Below are 16,987 nucleotides of genomic sequence, written 5' to 3'. Positions count from 1 at the left end.
ACTTGTAAGGAACTGTGTTTATATAATATTTTAGGTGAAAAGAGCTTATTTGTCAACATTAAGTTATCAACTTCAAATAATCACCATATAATGATATAATATATATGAAATTCAATATTATAGTGTTCAAATATGATTATTTGGAGGATTTTGGAATTATAATTAATAAAAGAAAAAAATATGATAAATGTAAAAGTTGAAGTTTCAGCTCGTCATGCTCATTTAACTCAATTTGATTTGGATGCAATTTTTGGTGAAGGATATGAATTAAAAAAGGAAAAAGATTTATCTTCAGGTGAATATTCCAGTATTGATACAATTACTTTGGTTGGACCTAAAAAAAGCTTAGAAAACGTTAGAGTAATTGGACCATGTCGTGGGCATACACAAATTGAAGTTTCTCGAACTGACAGTCATTATTTAGGTATAAAAACACCATTACGATTGTCAGGTAAAATTATCCGTTCAGGACCAATTAAATTAGTCGGACCGAAGGGGGAATTGGAATTAGAAGAAGGTTTAATTGTTGCTAAGCGACATGTAAAGGTAAATCCTAACAGAGCCGCAGAACTTAATCTTACCAATAGTCAGGTAGTCAAAATCAAGATTGATGGACCAAGGGCCCTAGTTTTTGAAGAAGTGGAAATCCGAGTTGCTGAAGATTATGATTTCGTTTTTGTAATTGACACTGACGAAGCTAATGCCGCTGGCATTGAGGGAAAGGGAGAGGGCGAATTAGTGATTTAAAAATTATATTTAAATTTTGTTTAAGTATGCTGAATTCTTTTTTTAGTCCGAAATCAATTGCAATAATTGGAGCCTCAGGTGAAAAACAAAAACTGGGCTATACAATTTTAAAAAACGTAATCGATTATAAGTTTAAAGGAAAGATTTACCCAATAAATTTAAAAAGCAAAGCAATTCTTGGCTTAAAAGCTTTTAAAAGTGTAAAAGAAATACCAGGCAAAGTAGATTTGGCTGTTTTTGTTATTCCAGCTCCGTTTGTTAATTCAGTATTGATTGAATGTGGGGAAAAGGGGATTCATAATGCTATTATTATAACTGCAGGTTTTAAGGAAGTGGGTAAGCAAGGCCAAAAAATGGAAGAACAATTAATTGCCACAGCGAAAAAGTATAAAATCAACATTTTAGGTCCGAATTGTTTAGGATTACTTGATTCAACTATTAATTTAAATGCTTCATTTGCCGAAGGTATGATTTCTCCGGGTAATGTAGCTTTTATGTCCCAGTCTGGGGCAATTTGCACCGCCATGTTGGATTGGGCTAGGTTAAAAAATTTCGGATTTTCTAGATTTATAAGTTTAGGGAATAAAAGTGGCATTAATGAAAATGACTTAATTGAATTTTTTATAAAAGATAAGAAAACTAAAGTTGTATTGGCTTACCTGGAGGGCTTTGCTGATGGCCAGAAGTTCATGAAATTAGCGAAAAAATTATCAGCAATAAAGCCTTTGATAATTGTTAAATCAGGACAATCCGCAGAAGGACAGGCAGCCATTGCTTCACATACAGGTTCTTTAGCTGGAGCTAACGAAGCTGTGAATGCTGCCTTCACTCAAACTAATACACTTAGAGCGGAAGGGCTAGCAGATTTGTTTAATTTAATAAAACTTTTTTCTGGTGATTATCAAATGGTTGGAAATAAAGTTGCTATAGTTGCGAATGCTGGTGGACCTGGTGTTTTAACTACAGATGCTATTGCTAATTCTTGTTTGGAGTTAGTGAAATTTCAAAAGGCTACAACTGCAAAATTAAAAAAAGAACTTCCTAGCACTGCAAATATTCATAATCCGGTGGATGTTATTGGAGATGCCAGAGCGGACCGTTATGAAGTTGCGATAAAATCAGTCTTGAATGATAAGGGTGTCGATGGTTTAATTACAATTTTAACTCCACAAACTGTAACAGAAATAAACAAGACAGCAGAAGTTATAATTGAGTATTCCAAGAAAACAAAAAAGCCGATTGTGACTAGCTTTATTGGTGGTCAAAAAGTAGATTCTGGTATAAAACTTTTAGAACAAAATAATGTTCCTCATTATTTATATCCTGAGACAGCGGTAAGATCATTAGAAAAATTTTATTTGTATAATAAAAATAATCAAACCAAGCAAAGCTTTGTGAAAATACAAGTCAGTGAAAATAAGAAAAACCAAATTAAGAAAATTTTAAACAAAGCAGACGGTTCAGTTGATTTTCAGGAATGTGAAAAGATATTAAAAGCTTATGATATTCCGGTTATTAATTCTGGTTTGGCTACAAGTTCAGTTGAGGCGGGTAAATTCGCAGAAAAGTTTGGCTACCCGATTGCCATGAAGGTGATTTCAAAAGATATCATTCACAAGTCGGATGCGGGCGGTGTGAAGATTAAACTTCAAGATAAAAAGCAAGTAATGACAGCTTATAATGAAATACTTAAGAACTGCAAAAAATATAAGAAGAATGCTAAGATTGATGGAGTGTTACTTCAACCGATGGTAAAAGGTGGTAAGGAAATTATATTTGGCTTAAAAAGAGATCCACAGTTTGGTCCATTAATAATGTTTGGTTTGGGTGGGGTTTATGTAGAAGTCTTGAAGGATGTTGCTTTTCGGTTAGCGCCATTAAGTAAGCAACAGGCTAAAAAAATGGTACAGGAAATTAAATCCTACAAACTTTTAACGGGTGTTCGAGGTGAGAAGGCTTGTAATATTGATTCAATTGAAAATACAATCCTTAAAATTTCGCAGTTAGCGATTGATTTTTCGGAAATTCAGGAAATGGATATTAATCCAGCTTTTGTTGGTGAAAAAGGATTAAACGTAGTAGATGTTAGAATATTAGTATAAACATTGGTTAATACATGATTTACGTGATTTTTACATGATATCCTGATATAAATTTATGGCCATAAATAATGTAAATGTTGATGAAAAATATGTGTATTCAGAATTGAGCCATGATATTATTGGTGCAGCATATGATGTACAAAATAAAATTGGTGTTGGGCATCCGGAAAAAACATATCAAAAAGCCTTAGGCGCAGAACTTTTCAGAAGGGGAAGAACGTATAGAGAACAAGTTACAGTTACATTAAAATATGAGAATATTGTAGATATAAAGAGAAGATTTGATTTTATAGTTGAGGAAAAAGTAGTTGTTGAATTAAAAGTTGGACCACATATCGGTCGAAGTGATTTTCTACAAATTAATGAATACCTTAAGATGTCCAAGATGCAGTTAGGATTAATTATTCTTTTTTCAAGCAAGGGCGTTAAAGTTCGTCGTGTTATTAACATAAAGTAACAGTCATGTATATCAGTATAAATCAGTACATCACGTATTAATATTTTCATGTTACGAAAACTCTTATCAACTAAATTCAGTTCAATCGCCTCAGCCGCTGTAGTGATCGCCGCGGCTGGTTTGTTATCTAGAATTTTAGGTTTAGTTAGAGATCGTATTTTGGCAGGTCAGTTTGGTGCAGGTAATGAATTGGACGTGTATTATGCAGCTTTTCGAGTTCCAGATTTAGTTTATAATTTAATTGTTTTGGGCGCTTTATCTGCAGGATTTATTCCGATTTTTATTGGTTTAATTAAAGATGAAGAAAAAGTCAGCTATAAAGTAAATCAAGTTGCTTGGGATTTGGTAAATAATATTCTAAATATTCTGGCTCTATTCTTGTTTGGGGCTTGTTTGATTCTGGCTGTGTTCAGTCCTTGGTTGGTTCCAATCATAACCCCAGGTTTTAGTGGTGAGAAATTACAATTAACCATTGGGCTAACACGACTAATGTTTTTTAGCCCAATTTTATTAGGATTAAGTGGCGTGTTTGGTGGTGTTTTGCAATCGTTCAAACGTTTTATTGTTTTTTCTTTAGCCCCAGTAATGTATAATTTAGGAATAATTTTTGGAGCCTTGTTTTTAGTGGAGGATTTTGGTATTTATGGATTGGCGATCGGTGTAATCATTGGGGCCGTTTTGCATTTGTTAATTCAAATTCCAACCGTTTTTCGTCTAGGGTTTGTTTATCGACCGATTATAAGGTTCAAAGATTCAAATTTTTTAAAAATAATTAGAATGATGGGTCCACGTATTTTAGGTTTAGCTAGTACCCAGGTGAACTTAATTGTATTTACAATTTTTGCATCTACTTTAGCTGCCGGGAGTTTAACTGTTTTTAATTTAGCTAGCAATTTACAAAGTTTGCCAATAGGTTTGTTTGGAGTTTCTTTTGCCATTGCCGCCTTTCCCGTTTTGTCCAAATCTTTTAGTTCTAATAACAAAAAAGAGTTCAATGAAACTTTTCAATCAACATTTAAACAAATTTTATTTTTTGTAGTCCCATTTTCTATATTATTAATAATTCTTCGAGTGCAAATTGTGCGTGTTGTTTTGGGTTCAGGAAAATTTGATTGGCAAGATACAATTTTAACGGCCAACTCTTTGGGTTTATTCAGTCTAAGCTTATTTGCGCAAGCATTGTTGCCACTATTAGCTAGAGTGTTTTATGCCCGTCACAACACAGTTTTACCCTTTTGGGCAGCTTTTGTCAGTTTGGTGGTGAATGTTGGGTTGAGTTGGTGGTTAATGCAAGAAATGGGAGTACTTGGCTTGGCCCTTGGTTTCTCAATCAGTTCAATCGTGAATTTGGTGATTTTAACTGCTTTTGCTGGTCATAAAATTAAAGACATATTTCATGATGGTATAATCAAGTCATTAGCTAAAATTTCTTTTGCTTCGCTTTTAATGGGCGTAGCTGCTCAATCCATGAAAACCTGGGTAGGTTCGCTCGTGGATATGCAAAGATTTTGGGGAGTATTTTCTCAGGGCTTAATCGCTGGTTTGGTTGGTTTGTTGGTTTTTGTTATTGTTGGTTATCTTGTTAAGTCTGAAGAGTTAATGAATTTTATGGCAGGTTTGAAAAAGAAACTGTTCAAAACAGTTAAAATTGAAAAAGAGGGGATTGGAGATTTGAGTTAAGGTGAATTTTATGGCAGGTTTTAGAAAGAACCTGTTTAAGACAGTTAAAATTGAGAAAGAAGGGATTAATTATTTTTATTCTAAAATTAGCAGTAATTGCTTTTTTTTTATATATTGACAAATACTATCTGAGATGATAAATTATATTGATGTTCATTAAATTAAATTCGTGTTTAAATTGCTTTCTATATCCCAAGTGAACAATTAAAGTGTTCATCTTTTACGGAGGACTTCATGCCAGAACAAAAGTTCGTAACGTTGCAGTTGAGTGAAGTTAATATTCATGAGACTCGAGTTCAAATTAAGGCTAAAATTATTGAAGATCTTGGCCAAGGGCTTTTCGTTGATGTTATTGATGGCGAGCGTCGTCTTGGCTTTGTTGTAAATCCGAAGTATATCTCCGCCCTTGATGCGTTCAGTCGTAGGCGGTTACTTGGTTCTCCACTTGGAGCTCTTGATTGGACAACTGACGGATTTGAGGTTTTCTTTAATATTGGTGCAGACTGTTCCGCATTCATTATCAATGATAATGATGGAGCTCCATTGTATGTTTATGTGGGGGCCAGGATTTTTTTTGATTATGTTCGCCTCTACTCACTCTTCAGAAATTGCTCTCCGGATTTGTATTCACTGCGAGTTGATGATCTGGATTTTGTTTATGAGGAGGGGGTGGGCTCGAGTAATCCCGCTGAGGTAGAGTCATTTCTCAGAAATGTTGATGAAAACCCTGAGTTTATGGAAAAATTCAAGAAATCTTTGCTTCAAGCGGAGCTGGATGAGTTTGTCACTCGTCATGATTCAGCTGAAGTCTCACTGCCGGAGCTCAGAACCGTCACAGCTACTTATGCCCACAAACATTTGTTTGAGATCATTAGGAATGTGATTGAAAATGGCGCAAGATACGTGATTAGTCGGTATGATAAACCGATTGCTCAGATTGTGCCACCTGAGGATTGGGTACGCCCAGAGCCACTCACCGAGGAGGATTGGGCATCGATTATAAAAGAAGATGAATCAGGCATGAATTACCCATGCGCCATGGCTGAATGTTTTCCAGAAGAAGCTAAGTCAGATGGTCTTCAGATGAATCAAGATCCTGAGTGGCTTGAAAAAATGGCAAAAAAAGAAGATGGCGGAATTATTTCCGTTGGTGGTCCTGTTTCTGACATAGTGGAAAAAGACGATGTGCTTGATACATTCCTGATGCTGGGTGGTCAAACTGCTGATGATTATTTACGACAAGCTTTCGGAGTAAAAAAGTATAAAGCATTTAAATTGTCAGTGAGAAAAAAACAGTTGGAATTGGGTCGGAAGTTAAGTAGAGAAGAGTTTAATGAGATTTATTCTTCTGTTGTTGTGATGGAAGATATTGATTCTCAAGATTAGACATTGAATTATCAACAGGCGTATCCATTTACGCCTGTTTTTTTTGTGAAACATTCATCTTGATTTTTTATTGAAAATGATCTATTATACCATTACTATGTTAGAAAAAACCCGAAATTTTTGTATAATTGCCCACATTGATCATGGTAAGTCTACTCTGGCTGACCGCTTTTTGGAAGTGACTGGAACGGTCGATAAACGAAACATGAAGGACCAGATTTTGGACACTATGGAACTTGAGCAAGAAAGAGGAATCACTATTAAACTTCAGCCTGCTCAAATGGAGTATCAGGGTCATGTTTTGAATTTAATTGATACTCCTGGACATGTGGATTTCAACTATGAAGTTTCTAGGTCTTTAGCTGCTGTGGAAGGAGCAATTCTTTTGGTTGATGCTGCGCAAGGTGTTCAGGCTCAAACTTTAGCAAATTTATATCTAGCAATTGAACAAGATTTAGAAATTATTCCAGTTTTAAATAAGATTGATTTACCTGCAGCTGACGTAAAACGTGTTACCCAGGAAATAGTTAATCTTGTTGGTTGTCGAGCAGATGAAGTTTTGACTTGTAGTGCGAAAACTGGAGAAGGCGTTGAAAAAATTTTGGAGTTAGTGATTGAAAAAGTCCCAGCCCCAAAAGGTGAGGCAGATAAACCTTTGAGAGCTTTAACCTTTGACTCTTTTTATGATGAATATAAAGGTGTAGTAGCTTATGTTAGAGTTTTTGATGGAGAAGTAAAAAAAGGTGACAAAATTTTCATGGTTGGAACTGATGCTCTGGGTGAAGTTTTGGATTGTGGCATATTGAAGCCAGGTTTAGTTCCCAAAGATAAATTAAATACCGGTGAAATTGGTTATATAGTTACTGGCTTGAAAGAAATTGAAAAATGTCGAGTTGGTGATACTATTTCTAGATCTGAAGACCGAGGTAAGTTTGAAATTCTTGCTGGTTACAAGGAAGTAAAACCCATGGTTTACGCGGGTATTTTTTGTTCTGAAGGTAACGAGTATAATGAACTTCGAGAAGCAATAGGTAAATTGAAATTAAATGACGCAGCCTTGGTTTATGAGCCAGAAAGTTCGCCAGTCCTTGGTTTCGGTTTCCGGTGTGGATTTTTGGGAATGCTTCATTTAGAAATTTTTCAAGAAAGGTTGAGGCGCGAATTTGATTTAGATTTAGTTGTGACTGTTCCTAGCGTAGCTTACAAAGTTATTTTAAAGCCAGGATCCAAGTTTCCAAAGATGATTAAACGTGAACAAATATTATCTGAGACAGAATATTTAATAAAAAACCCAAATGAATTTCCTGATCCAACAGTAATTGATCATATGCAAGAACCGATTATGAAAGTTGATATTATTTGTCCGAAAGATTATATGGGAAATGTAATGACCTTAGTTCAAGACTCGCGTGGTGAATACTTAACTACAGAATTTATAGATGAAACGCGAGTTATTCTTCATTATAGAATCCCTCTGGCAATGTTGATTGTAGATTTTTATGATAAATTAAAAACTGTTAGTTCTGGTTATGGGTCAATGAATTATGAAATTGATAAATATAAATCTGCTGAGTTGGTAAAAATGGATGTTTTGGTTGCTGAAGAAATAGTTGACGCTTTTGGTACAATTGTTTATAAAGATGCAGCTTTCCAAACTGGAAAGAAAATCGTTAAAAGTTTACGGGAATCAATTCCTCGCCACCAGTTTGTAGTTAAACTACAAGCAGCTCTGGGTGGGAAAATAATTGCAGCAGAACGAATTTCAGCGCTACGTAAAGATGTAACTGCGAATTTATATGGTGGTGATTATTCGAGAAGACAGAAACTTTTAACCAAACAGAAAAAAGGCAAAAAGAGAATGATGGAGTTTGGTAAAGGTAAAGTTAATATTCCGCCGGAGGCCTTTTTGTCGGTGATGAAACGTTAATATTTTCTATATAAAAGACCGAAGTTAAGTTTTAACTTCGGTCTTTTTGGTTGCTGGCTATACCCTAGCGGGGGCTTGTTTATTAGCCTTTATCTTGATTAGGACAAGTGCCGCTGTGGTCACATAATCCGGAAGGACTCTAGACGCTAAGATCCTCCATCTCTGGTTGATCGTCCTAAGACTTTTGGCCGCGCCACTTGAAAGTAATCTTCAAGTACCAGACACTGCATTGTAGCTAATTTTGGTTATTATGTCAATATGGTATTGACAGATTTGTGTAAATTTGCTATATTGTTACGAATTGTAGTTCATATAAAACAGAGGTAAAGTCATGGGAATTCGAATTGCTATTTTGAGCGATGTTCATAGTAATTGGCCAGCTCTTCAGGCTGTAGGCAAGCATCTTCCAAATCAAAGCCCAGATGCTATTTATTGCCTTGGTGACATTGTGGGTTATGGACCAGATCCGCAGGAGTGTGTGCAGTGGATTCAGGCTAATGCCAATATCGTGGTGAGAGGAAATCATGATGATGGTGTTGTAAAAGTAGCTGCAGGACAAGAGGTGGTAGACCACAATCATATCGCTGTCTTGGCCATGATGAAAAATTTGGAAAAGTTAAGTAAGGATGATTTGGCATACCTCGGTCAGTTGCCGTATCAAATGTTTTTTGAGACGATCAATTTAATCATCAGCCATGGCTGTATTCACGAGCCTGAAGGCTGGGATTATATTCGCTATCCACAAGAAGCTCGTGGCCAGATGCAGTTTATGCAAACACGATTTGCATGTGTAGGGCATACACATCAGCCTACAATTTGGACAGGTTCAAACTCTCCAGTGCGGTTGAGTTATCCTCATGAGCCGTATAAACTGTCAGCCGTGCAAAAGCACATTATTAATGTGGGTTCAGTTGGTCAGCCACGGGATAGGGATCCTCGCGCCTGTTATGTGACAATTGATTTTTATCAACGAAAGATCGTTGTGCGTTACCATCGTGTATCCTATGATATTGAATCGACTATCAAGGGACTGAACCAAATGGGAATGCAGGGGCTTTTGTCTCGCAGGTTGGGTTTAGGTATTTAATCAAAAGAGCCGTGTTTCGTAAAACACGGCTCTTTATTATTTTAAATATATTAATAAAAAATAAAGCCCATTGTCCACATGACCATAGAAAAAATCATGATTACAACAACAATTGTCCAAACGGTTTTTTGTATTTTTTGTTTATTCATTGTAAAATGTAGTTATGAGTAAAAAATGGAAACTGAGAAAAGAGGCAAGTTCTGAATTTAAATTGAAATTTGCTGACCTTCATCCAGTAATCATACAACTATTATATAACAGGGGAATACAAAGTCAATCAGATGTTGACTTATTTTTTGAACCTGCTTACGGGAGCATGCATGATCCCTTTAAGTTCAAGGACATGGAGAAGGCAGTTGAGCGAATCTTGCAGGCTATTGAAAAGAAAGAAAAAATCCTTATTCACGGTGATTATGATGCGGATGGAGTAACGAGCTCTGCCATTCTATATAGAACTTTTAAGTTGTTGGGTGCGGACGTAGAAACCTTTATTCCTCATAGAGAAAAGGATGGTTACGGTATAAATGTTAACAATGTGAACAACTTTATTGTTCAGGGTGTGCAATTATTTATCACAGTTGATTGTGGTATAACAAATGTTGATGAAGTGGCACTTCTAAATGAAAAAGGGGTAGATGTGATAATTACAGATCATCATGAACCACCAGAAATTATACCGGACGCCTATGCAATTTTGGATCCTAAAGTTGCAGATAGTGGTTATCCGTTTAGGGAGTTGGCTGGAGCTGGAGTGGCGTATAAAGTAGTTCAAGCAATTTTGAGCGATGAATCAAAAATACCGGCTTCAGAGTTTCAAAAATATGGCGGTGTTGAGGGATACCAAAAGTGGATATTAGATATTGTGGCAATTGGGACAGTAGCAGATGTGGCTCCTCTGGTTAATGAAAATCGTATCTTAGTGAAGTGGGGATTGATTGTATTAGCTCAAACTAAATGGCCAGGATTGAAAAGTCTGTTAGATTTAATTAAACCCAAAAACATAGATTCATTTACTATTGGATTTCAAATTGCACCAAGACTCAATGCCGCGGGAAGATTGAACCATGCTAAATTGGCTTATGAGTTACTAGTGACTGAAGATCAGGCAGACGCTGATAAAATTGCCAGTGAACTTCAGGAAAATAATGTAAACCGTCAACGTATAATAGAAAAATCTTTAGCCGAAGCTAAAGGGCAAGTCACGGCTATTGAGGACCAAAAAGTTATATTTGCTTTTAGTGAAGATTGGTTGCCTGGTATTATCGGTTTAATTGCCGGTCGTCTGAGTGATGAATTTTACCGCCCAGTTTTGGCAATGACGGTTTCTGGTAACAAAATAATCGGCTCAGGACGAAGTATAGACGGCTTTGATATGATTCAGAGTTTGAGGAGTGTGGAATCTTTTTTTGCTCGCTATGGAGGTCATGCCGGGGCTTGTGGGTTTACGCTTGCTGAAATCCCGATCCGTGAGAAATTTCAAAAGACGTACTATAGCATAGTGGAAAAGAAACTTTCAGAAATTGATCTGAGCCCGAGCTTGTGGATTGATAGAGAAATTGAAATATCAGAAATTAGCTTTGAGTTATTAAAACAGATCGTGGAACTGTCTCCATTTGGGGAAGGGAATGATCGCCCATTATTTAAAATTAATAATTTGCAAATTGTCAGCGCAGATCGAATCGGAAAACTAAAGACTCATTTACGTATGTCAGTAAAGCAACACACCCCAATAATTTACAAAATGCTCTGGTTTGGCAAGGCTAAAGAATGGTTTGAGAAGTTGAAGGTAGGTGCTACAATAGATGTGGTTTGCGAATTGGGAATTAATGAGTGGAATGGTCGTCGCGAATTTGAATTCAAAGTTCAAGATTTAAAAATAAGTGATAAATAGTAAATCTGATTTAGTTTTATAATTAACTAATTAATCAATTAACTCTCATATGTTTTTAAAAATTAACTGTGACGGTGGCGCTCGTGGTAATCCTGGGCCTTCAGCGACTGGTTATGTTATCAAAAATGAAAAAGGTGAGATTGTGTTTAGTGAGGGAAAGTGTATTGGTGAGGCCACTAATAATCAAGCTGAATACAAGGCTGTGGTTTTTGCCATGGAGAAAGCTAAAGAGCTTGGTGGTACGGAGTTAGAATTTAATTTGGATAGCGAATTAGTTGTTAAACAATTGAAAGGTGAATATAAGGTAAAAAACCAAGAACTTGCACAGCAGTTTTTGAAAATTTATAACATGCAAGGTCACTTTCAAAAAGTTACATATAGACATGTTTATCGTGAACAAAATAAGGAAGCTGATGCTTTAGTAAATCAAGCTCTTGATAAAAAATAAAAAAACATTTTGTCTTTCCGGGCTTGATCCGAAAGCTAAAAGGTTTTTATTATTAAACAAACCTTGATTAATAATAAATTTTAAGTTAATATTATATAATTCGTTCTTTGAATAACAGGAGGGAAAAATGAAAAAGCTATTGTTCGTTGGCTTGGGAATTGTCTGGGTCGCGGCTTGGTTTTGGATGGCAATCGCTATATTCATGATCTTGGGAAGTTGGGGGCTTTGGGAAAAGCCTTTTAGTACGGTTCTTGGTTTGTCTGAGTTTGCTTATGGTGGAACGTTAATTCTCTCTTTCTTTGTTGCTTCTGCGGGAACTTTGGTGATTATTAATGTTTTTCCTGAACTTAAGAAAGGTGAGGATGAGTCACATTTTGATCCGCGTGATTATACTTAGAGGTGGGAGATGGAAAAGTTAAAAATGGCAGCCTTGGTCGTTTTTCAGGCATTGGCTATTATAGGAGCTCTTACTGGAGCTATTATGGTAGTACTCCCCTTATTCGGTCATTTAGGAGAGCAGGAGGTTTTTTTTAGTGGGGCTTTGATCCTTTGTAGTTCTATTGTCCTTGGCGCAATGCTTGGGGTGTGGGATTGGCCAGAAGTTCCAAAAGATTATCAATGAAACGCAAAGAAAAGATTTTTGTAATTTTGTTTACAATATTGGGGCTATCTTTGCTGATCAGTTCAGTGTTTTGGAAGGAGGTTGTCAGTGTTTTACCATTTTTGGCTGGAGTGTCAGAAGTTTTTCCAATGATTGTTGGAGGGCTGTTGTTAATGACCTGTGGAATTGTTGCTCTACATTGTCATGAAGAAAAAGAAATCTTTGATTAAAACATATCAGGCTACTATTAGTCTGATTTTTTATTAGAAATACAATTTTTGTGGTATAATTAATTTAGTTATGAGAAAAAAAATAACAATTAGTTTTGTTTTATTGTTTTGTTGTTTTCTTGCTTTTTTGGCTGTGAATAATTCGGATGTAGTTGCAAATAGAAATCACAAAATTAGTGGTTATGCCTGGTCAGAGAATATTGGCTGGTTGTCTTTGAATTGTTTTAACGAGGGGATCAATAATAAATGCTTGCAATCAGATTATGGTTTAGATTTTGATAAACAAACTGGTGAACTGTTCGGCTGGGCCTGGTCAGAAAATGATGGTTGGGTTTGTTTTGGCAAGAGTTGCTTAGATTCAAGTTTAAATGAAACTCCAGTAGGGGGAGAGCCATTTGCTCGAATATCAGAGCATGGATTGATATCTGGCTGGGGGAATTGGATTAATTTGCAGGATCAGGGTTGGTTTAACTTACAAGGTGAGCAAATTGATGATTTGCCAGGCCAAAAACACGCTTGCCAAAATTGCGCTGTATTTAAAGACGAAAGTCGCGAAACTTGTGAAATTTGTTTTGCTGATAAAGATGATGAGGGGCAGGGACTGGGCGCTATTTGTCAAAATTGTCAAAATTGTAGTAGTCAAAAATGTGAGAATTGCGAAAGTTGTTACGACTATGGAACGGGGATTGATTATTCTGATAATTCTTTAGTTGGCTGGGCTTGGGGTGAAAATGGTAATAATACTGGCTTTGGGTGGCTTAGTTTTCAACCTCATCAAGCAGCCGTAAGTGTTCACCCACCGTATGTGGAAACTGTTGGTGGTGATATTTATGCGCAGGAAGGCTTGGGTAGTTTGCAACAAGGCATTACACCAGAGGACAAATTTAATGCAACTTATATGTTGCAAAGTGATGGTAGTATCGTGCATTTTTCTTCTTTATGTGAAGATTCAGATGTTTGTAGTGATTCAGGGTGGGTTAGTGATCGGATTGGAGCTTTGAATTTGCCAGATCAGGAAAGTAATTATCAAAGCGAATTGGGACCATTGGATATCAAAGGTTTGTTGGCTGGACAATATGGAGAGGTAATGAATATTAGTAATAGTTCACAGGTGCCTTATTTGTTGGGAGGTAAAGTCTATTATGCAAAAGACGATTTAGTTTTGTATTATAAATATTATAAAAATGGAATAGGAGATAAGAGCGGAGCGGGAACTATTGTTGTGCGTGGGGATTTACATATTAAGAGCAATCAGTATTATCAATCGTCAGCCATGGCTGAACTAAAAAATTTAGCTTCAGTGGGTTATATTGTACTGAAAAAAGCGGATGGGACTGGCGGAAATATTTACATTGACTCTAATGTGAAAAAGATGGTTGGTAATTATTTTACTGAAGGTGAAATTTATACTGGGAGCAAAGGGGAGTCCGCGCAGGATTGGCCTCTTAAAGTTCAGGGCTTGATGGTGGCTAAAAAATTTAATTTTGAACGGCGACACAGCAATTTGCAGTCGCAAGCTCCAGCTGAAAAAGTTATTTATCAGGGCAGGGTCATTAGTAATCCGCCACCGGGATTCACACAGATTGCTAAGGCTTTACCGTTTTGGGTAAAATAGCCGATTGAAAAGTGGATAAAGATTTTATTAAAATGTTAAAAAATGTTATAATTAGTACAAGAAAAATAAATATGAATACCGAATGTCACAATTCGAAACCATTTTGAAGTTGCTGGTTTCGAATTCGGAGATTCGAATTTAGAATTATATGGGCTTATTTTCCAAAGAGTCACCAATGGACACTAATTATTTAGGCGTAGACATTGGAGGCAGTAGCATAAAGATGGTTGAATTAACCAATAACAATGGACGAGCACAGTTAGTGACTTATGGCTTTTTGGAGCGCTCACTCAAGGGAGGCAGTGCTAAGTTGATTGATGACACAGACAAAACAGCTGAGTTAATTAAACAGGTTTTGAAGAAAAGTAAAGTTTTGACAAAACGGGCAGTTACGGCTTTGCCTGCTCCAGCAGTTTTTAGTTCAATTATTTCTCTTAGTGAGATTAGCAAAAAGGATTTAAGTTCACCTAAGAAAGTTACGGCTGCTGTGGAGTGGGAGGCAAAAAAAGTTTTACCTTTACCATTGGAAGAAATGATTTTGGATTGGAAGGTGATTGGTGACGACAAGGCTCTAAAAGAAAATAAAGGAGAAACTATAAAAAATCTACAAGTTTTGTTAACTGGAGCAGCGAAAGAAGTGGTACAAAAGTATATTGAAATTTTTAAAAAAGCTGGATTGGACCTAATCAGTTTGGAGACTGAAGCTTTTGCTTTGGCCCGTTCTTTGGTCGGCAAGGACAAATCAACTGTGATTTTAGTTGATATTGGAGCTGTTAATACTGATATTTCAGTTATTGAAAATTCGATCCCATTGCTCAATCGGAGTGTGAGTGTTGGTGGTTTAGGAATTACAAAAAGAATAACAGAAACCTTAAACGTTAGTATTGAACAAGGCGAACAGTTCAAAAGGGATTTAGCAGGTAATACTGAAGTTTTGGGTGAAGGTGAAACTTTACCAGAACTAATTCAGCGACCGGTCCAGGCAATTGTAGATGAAATTGAGTATACAATAAATTTTTATTTAGAACAGCCAGATAATAAGGATAAAAAAATAGAAAGAATCGTATTGTCAGGTGGTACAGCAAATTTATTTAATTTACCACAGTATTTCACTGACAAGGTTGGTGTAAGGACTTTTATTGGTAATCCTTGGGCCAGAGTAATTTATCCTGAGGAATTGAAACCAGTTTTAGAAGAGGTTGGTCCACGTTTAGCAACTGCGCTTGGATTAGCTATGCGCGATATTGAATAACTAAATTGATAAATTGTCAAACTGTTAAATTGTTTAGAAAACATGGAGAAAAAATATTTAGACTTGAATGATATCAGTGCCTATGGTAGTGCGCTTGAAATATCAAACTATGTTTGGAAAATTATATTTGAATGGGAATACTTTGCTAAAAACACGGTTGGCCTTCAGTGGGCAAGAGCAATTGATTCAATGTCAGCAAATATTGCAGAAGGGTTTGGTAGATATACGAAGAAAGATAAAATAAAATATTACCGATATAGTTTCGGTTCGTTAAAGGAGTCACAGGATTGGCTGGAAAAAGCGTATTATAGGAAATTAATTTTAGAAGAGCAATATAAGTATATTAAAAGTGCATTAGAAAAAATGCCTCGAGAAATAAATCATTTAATTAAGTATACAAACGAAAAATTAGCAATATAACAATATAGCAATTTAACAGTATAATTTATGTCTATCAGTTTACTTCCAGAAGACCTGCGGGACAAAGAAGATCAGGAAAAGGAAAAAGTTAAACAAGCCATGGGTGATCCTAAGTTCAAGATGCATTTGCCAGAAGAAAAGACAAATGCCTTGGGTGATAAACAACCTGTTAAAAAACAGGAGGTTGGTATTGAGATTGGTCTAGAAAACGCTAAGCCCGAACAAAAAAAAGGAATTTTTCGAATGGTTAAAAAAAAATCTCCGCAGCCCTTAAAACCACCCGCCCCACCAAAGATTGAGAAGCCAGTTGCACCTCTTGCTCCACCACCTGCGCCAGTAAAACGAGACGAATCAACTTTTTTAATGCATATTCCAAAGATACTTAATCGGTTGAATGGAAAAGGAAAAAAGATTATTCGGGAAACTGCTGATCAGCTTGAAGAAGTTGTAAGTCCTCCTCCGCTAGCAGATCAGTTTGGCAAAAAAAATTGGCAAGAGCAAGGACCACAACCTGAAGTGAATTTAATGGAAGAGGATTATGTATTGTTGGTACGTAGACAGTTTTGGTTAAGAGTACGAAATTTATTGGTTGTCGTTTTTATATTCTCAATGATTTTTGTTGGTGGTTATATTTTTATTAAAATTCAGAAAACAAATTTATTAAAACAGTACGCTGAATTAGGTCAGACTATAAATCAAACTGAAGCAGAAATTAATTCTCATAGTCTAGAAAAAATACAAGCAATTTCGCTAAAGGATAGAGCCCAGGTTTTGCAGATTCTCCTGAATAATCATATTTATTGGACGCAGTTTTTGGATAAATTGGAACACCATACTGTTAAAGATGTATATTATACAAATTTTGTTGCTCAAAGTAATGGTAATATAGTGCTAAGTGCTAAAGCCAAAACTTATAACAATGTGGCAGAACAGCTTTTGACGTTCAAGGAATCAGATTTTGTCGATTCTGTAGAAATTAATTCTGCTAGTCAAGCACCTGAAGAAGTCGTGGAAGATTTAACTTTTTTAGACCTGGAATTAAGTGATGAAATTGAGGCGGTGGAAGCAGTGGAAGTAGCGCCGGTTTCCCCAATTGACTTTAGTATTACACTCAAGCTAAAACAAGATGCATTATTGAAATAAT

16 protein-coding genes and 1 other annotated feature are annotated in these 16,987 nt (G+C 36.1%); all 16 genes read left to right on the top strand.

The genetic code is table 11. The features are described from left to right. The first annotated feature begins 180 nt into the window (after nt 1-180). The 16 genes from pduL (at nt 181) to HN643_00370 (ending at nt 16,986) form a co-directional block, all read left to right on the top strand. Nucleotides 181-747 carry a phosphate propanoyltransferase gene (gene pduL / locus HN643_00445; protein MBT7500126.1) on the top strand — a complete coding sequence of 189 codons (567 nt, stop codon included), beginning with the start codon at nt 181-183 and terminating at the stop codon, nt 745-747. 26 nt (nt 748-773) lie between these two features. Continuing rightward, nucleotides 774-2,849 (top strand): acetate--CoA ligase family protein, encoded by a 2,076-nt coding sequence (locus HN643_00440; GenBank protein ID MBT7500125.1) that lies wholly within the window; start codon nt 774-776, stop codon nt 2,847-2,849. Nucleotides 2,850-2,904: 55 nt separating this feature from the next. Further along, on the top strand, nt 2,905-3,306 hold the full coding sequence (locus HN643_00435; GenBank protein ID MBT7500124.1) for a GxxExxY protein: 402 nt from the start codon (nt 2,905-2,907) through the stop codon (nt 3,304-3,306). Nucleotides 3,307-3,354: 48 nt separating this feature from the next. Next, complete coding sequence (murJ, locus tag HN643_00430) at nt 3,355-4,986, top strand: murein biosynthesis integral membrane protein MurJ (GenBank protein ID MBT7500123.1); 1,632 nt, start codon at nt 3,355-3,357, stop codon at nt 4,984-4,986. Nucleotides 4,987-5,220: 234 nt separating this feature from the next. After that, nucleotides 5,221-6,372, top strand: coding sequence for a type II toxin-antitoxin system Phd/YefM family antitoxin (locus HN643_00425; protein MBT7500122.1), 1,152 nt, complete (start codon nt 5,221-5,223; stop codon nt 6,370-6,372). A 97-nt stretch (nt 6,373-6,469) separates the two neighbouring features. Next, a complete protein-coding gene (lepA, locus tag HN643_00420; protein ID MBT7500121.1) occupies nt 6,470-8,299 on the top strand; it encodes an elongation factor 4 in 1,830 nt (609 codons plus the stop codon). A 331-nt stretch (nt 8,300-8,630) separates the two neighbouring features. Further along, on the top strand, nt 8,631-9,386 hold the full coding sequence (locus HN643_00415) for a hypothetical protein (GenBank protein ID MBT7500120.1): 756 nt from the start codon (nt 8,631-8,633) through the stop codon (nt 9,384-9,386). Next, nucleotides 9,078-9,137 (bottom strand) — a sequence feature (possible 16S ribosomal RNA but 16S or 23S rRNA prediction is too short). Its footprint overlaps the gene before it by 60 nt. A 163-nt stretch (nt 9,387-9,549) precedes the next feature. Then, the gene (gene recJ / locus HN643_00410; protein ID MBT7500119.1) at nt 9,550-11,277 is read left to right on the top strand and encodes a single-stranded-DNA-specific exonuclease RecJ; all 1,728 of its coding nucleotides are present in this window, start codon (nt 9,550-9,552) and stop codon (nt 11,275-11,277) included. Between the two features lie 49 nt (nt 11,278-11,326). Continuing rightward, nucleotides 11,327-11,725: a ribonuclease HI family protein gene (locus HN643_00405; protein ID MBT7500118.1), complete on the top strand. Its 399-nt coding sequence runs from the start codon at nt 11,327-11,329 to the stop codon at nt 11,723-11,725. A gap of 127 nt (nt 11,726-11,852) precedes the next feature. Continuing rightward, a complete protein-coding gene (locus HN643_00400; protein MBT7500117.1) occupies nt 11,853-12,122 on the top strand; it encodes a hypothetical protein in 270 nt (89 codons plus the stop codon). A gap of 9 nt (nt 12,123-12,131) precedes the next feature. After that, nucleotides 12,132-12,347 carry a hypothetical protein gene (locus HN643_00395; GenBank protein ID MBT7500116.1) on the top strand — a complete coding sequence of 72 codons (216 nt, stop codon included), beginning with the start codon at nt 12,132-12,134 and terminating at the stop codon, nt 12,345-12,347. Further along, nucleotides 12,344-12,556 (top strand): hypothetical protein, encoded by a 213-nt coding sequence (locus HN643_00390; protein ID MBT7500115.1) that lies wholly within the window; start codon nt 12,344-12,346, stop codon nt 12,554-12,556. The genes HN643_00395 and HN643_00390 overlap by 4 nt, the downstream gene beginning before the upstream one ends. 70 nt (nt 12,557-12,626) lie before the next feature. After that, on the top strand, nt 12,627-14,171 hold the full coding sequence (locus tag HN643_00385) for a hypothetical protein (protein ID MBT7500114.1): 1,545 nt from the start codon (nt 12,627-12,629) through the stop codon (nt 14,169-14,171). Nucleotides 14,172-14,319: 148 nt separating this feature from the next. Next, nucleotides 14,320-15,423, top strand: coding sequence for a type IV pilus assembly protein PilM (gene pilM, locus HN643_00380; protein MBT7500113.1), 1,104 nt, complete (start codon nt 14,320-14,322; stop codon nt 15,421-15,423). 42 nt (nt 15,424-15,465) lie between these two features. Then, on the top strand, nt 15,466-15,843 hold the full coding sequence (locus HN643_00375) for a four helix bundle protein (protein ID MBT7500112.1): 378 nt from the start codon (nt 15,466-15,468) through the stop codon (nt 15,841-15,843). A 27-nt stretch (nt 15,844-15,870) separates the two neighbouring features. Then, on the top strand, nt 15,871-16,986 hold the full coding sequence (locus HN643_00370) for a PilN domain-containing protein (protein ID MBT7500111.1): 1,116 nt from the start codon (nt 15,871-15,873) through the stop codon (nt 16,984-16,986). Nucleotide 16,987 lies beyond the last annotated feature (1 nt).

Source organism: Candidatus Falkowbacteria bacterium (assembly GCA_018674305.1).
Lineage (GTDB): Bacteria > Patescibacteriota > Patescibacteriia > UBA11705 > JABHMO01 > JABMRF01.
The sequence above is the reverse complement of the archived record's forward strand: the minus strand, read 5'-3'. Positions and strand labels throughout refer to the sequence as shown.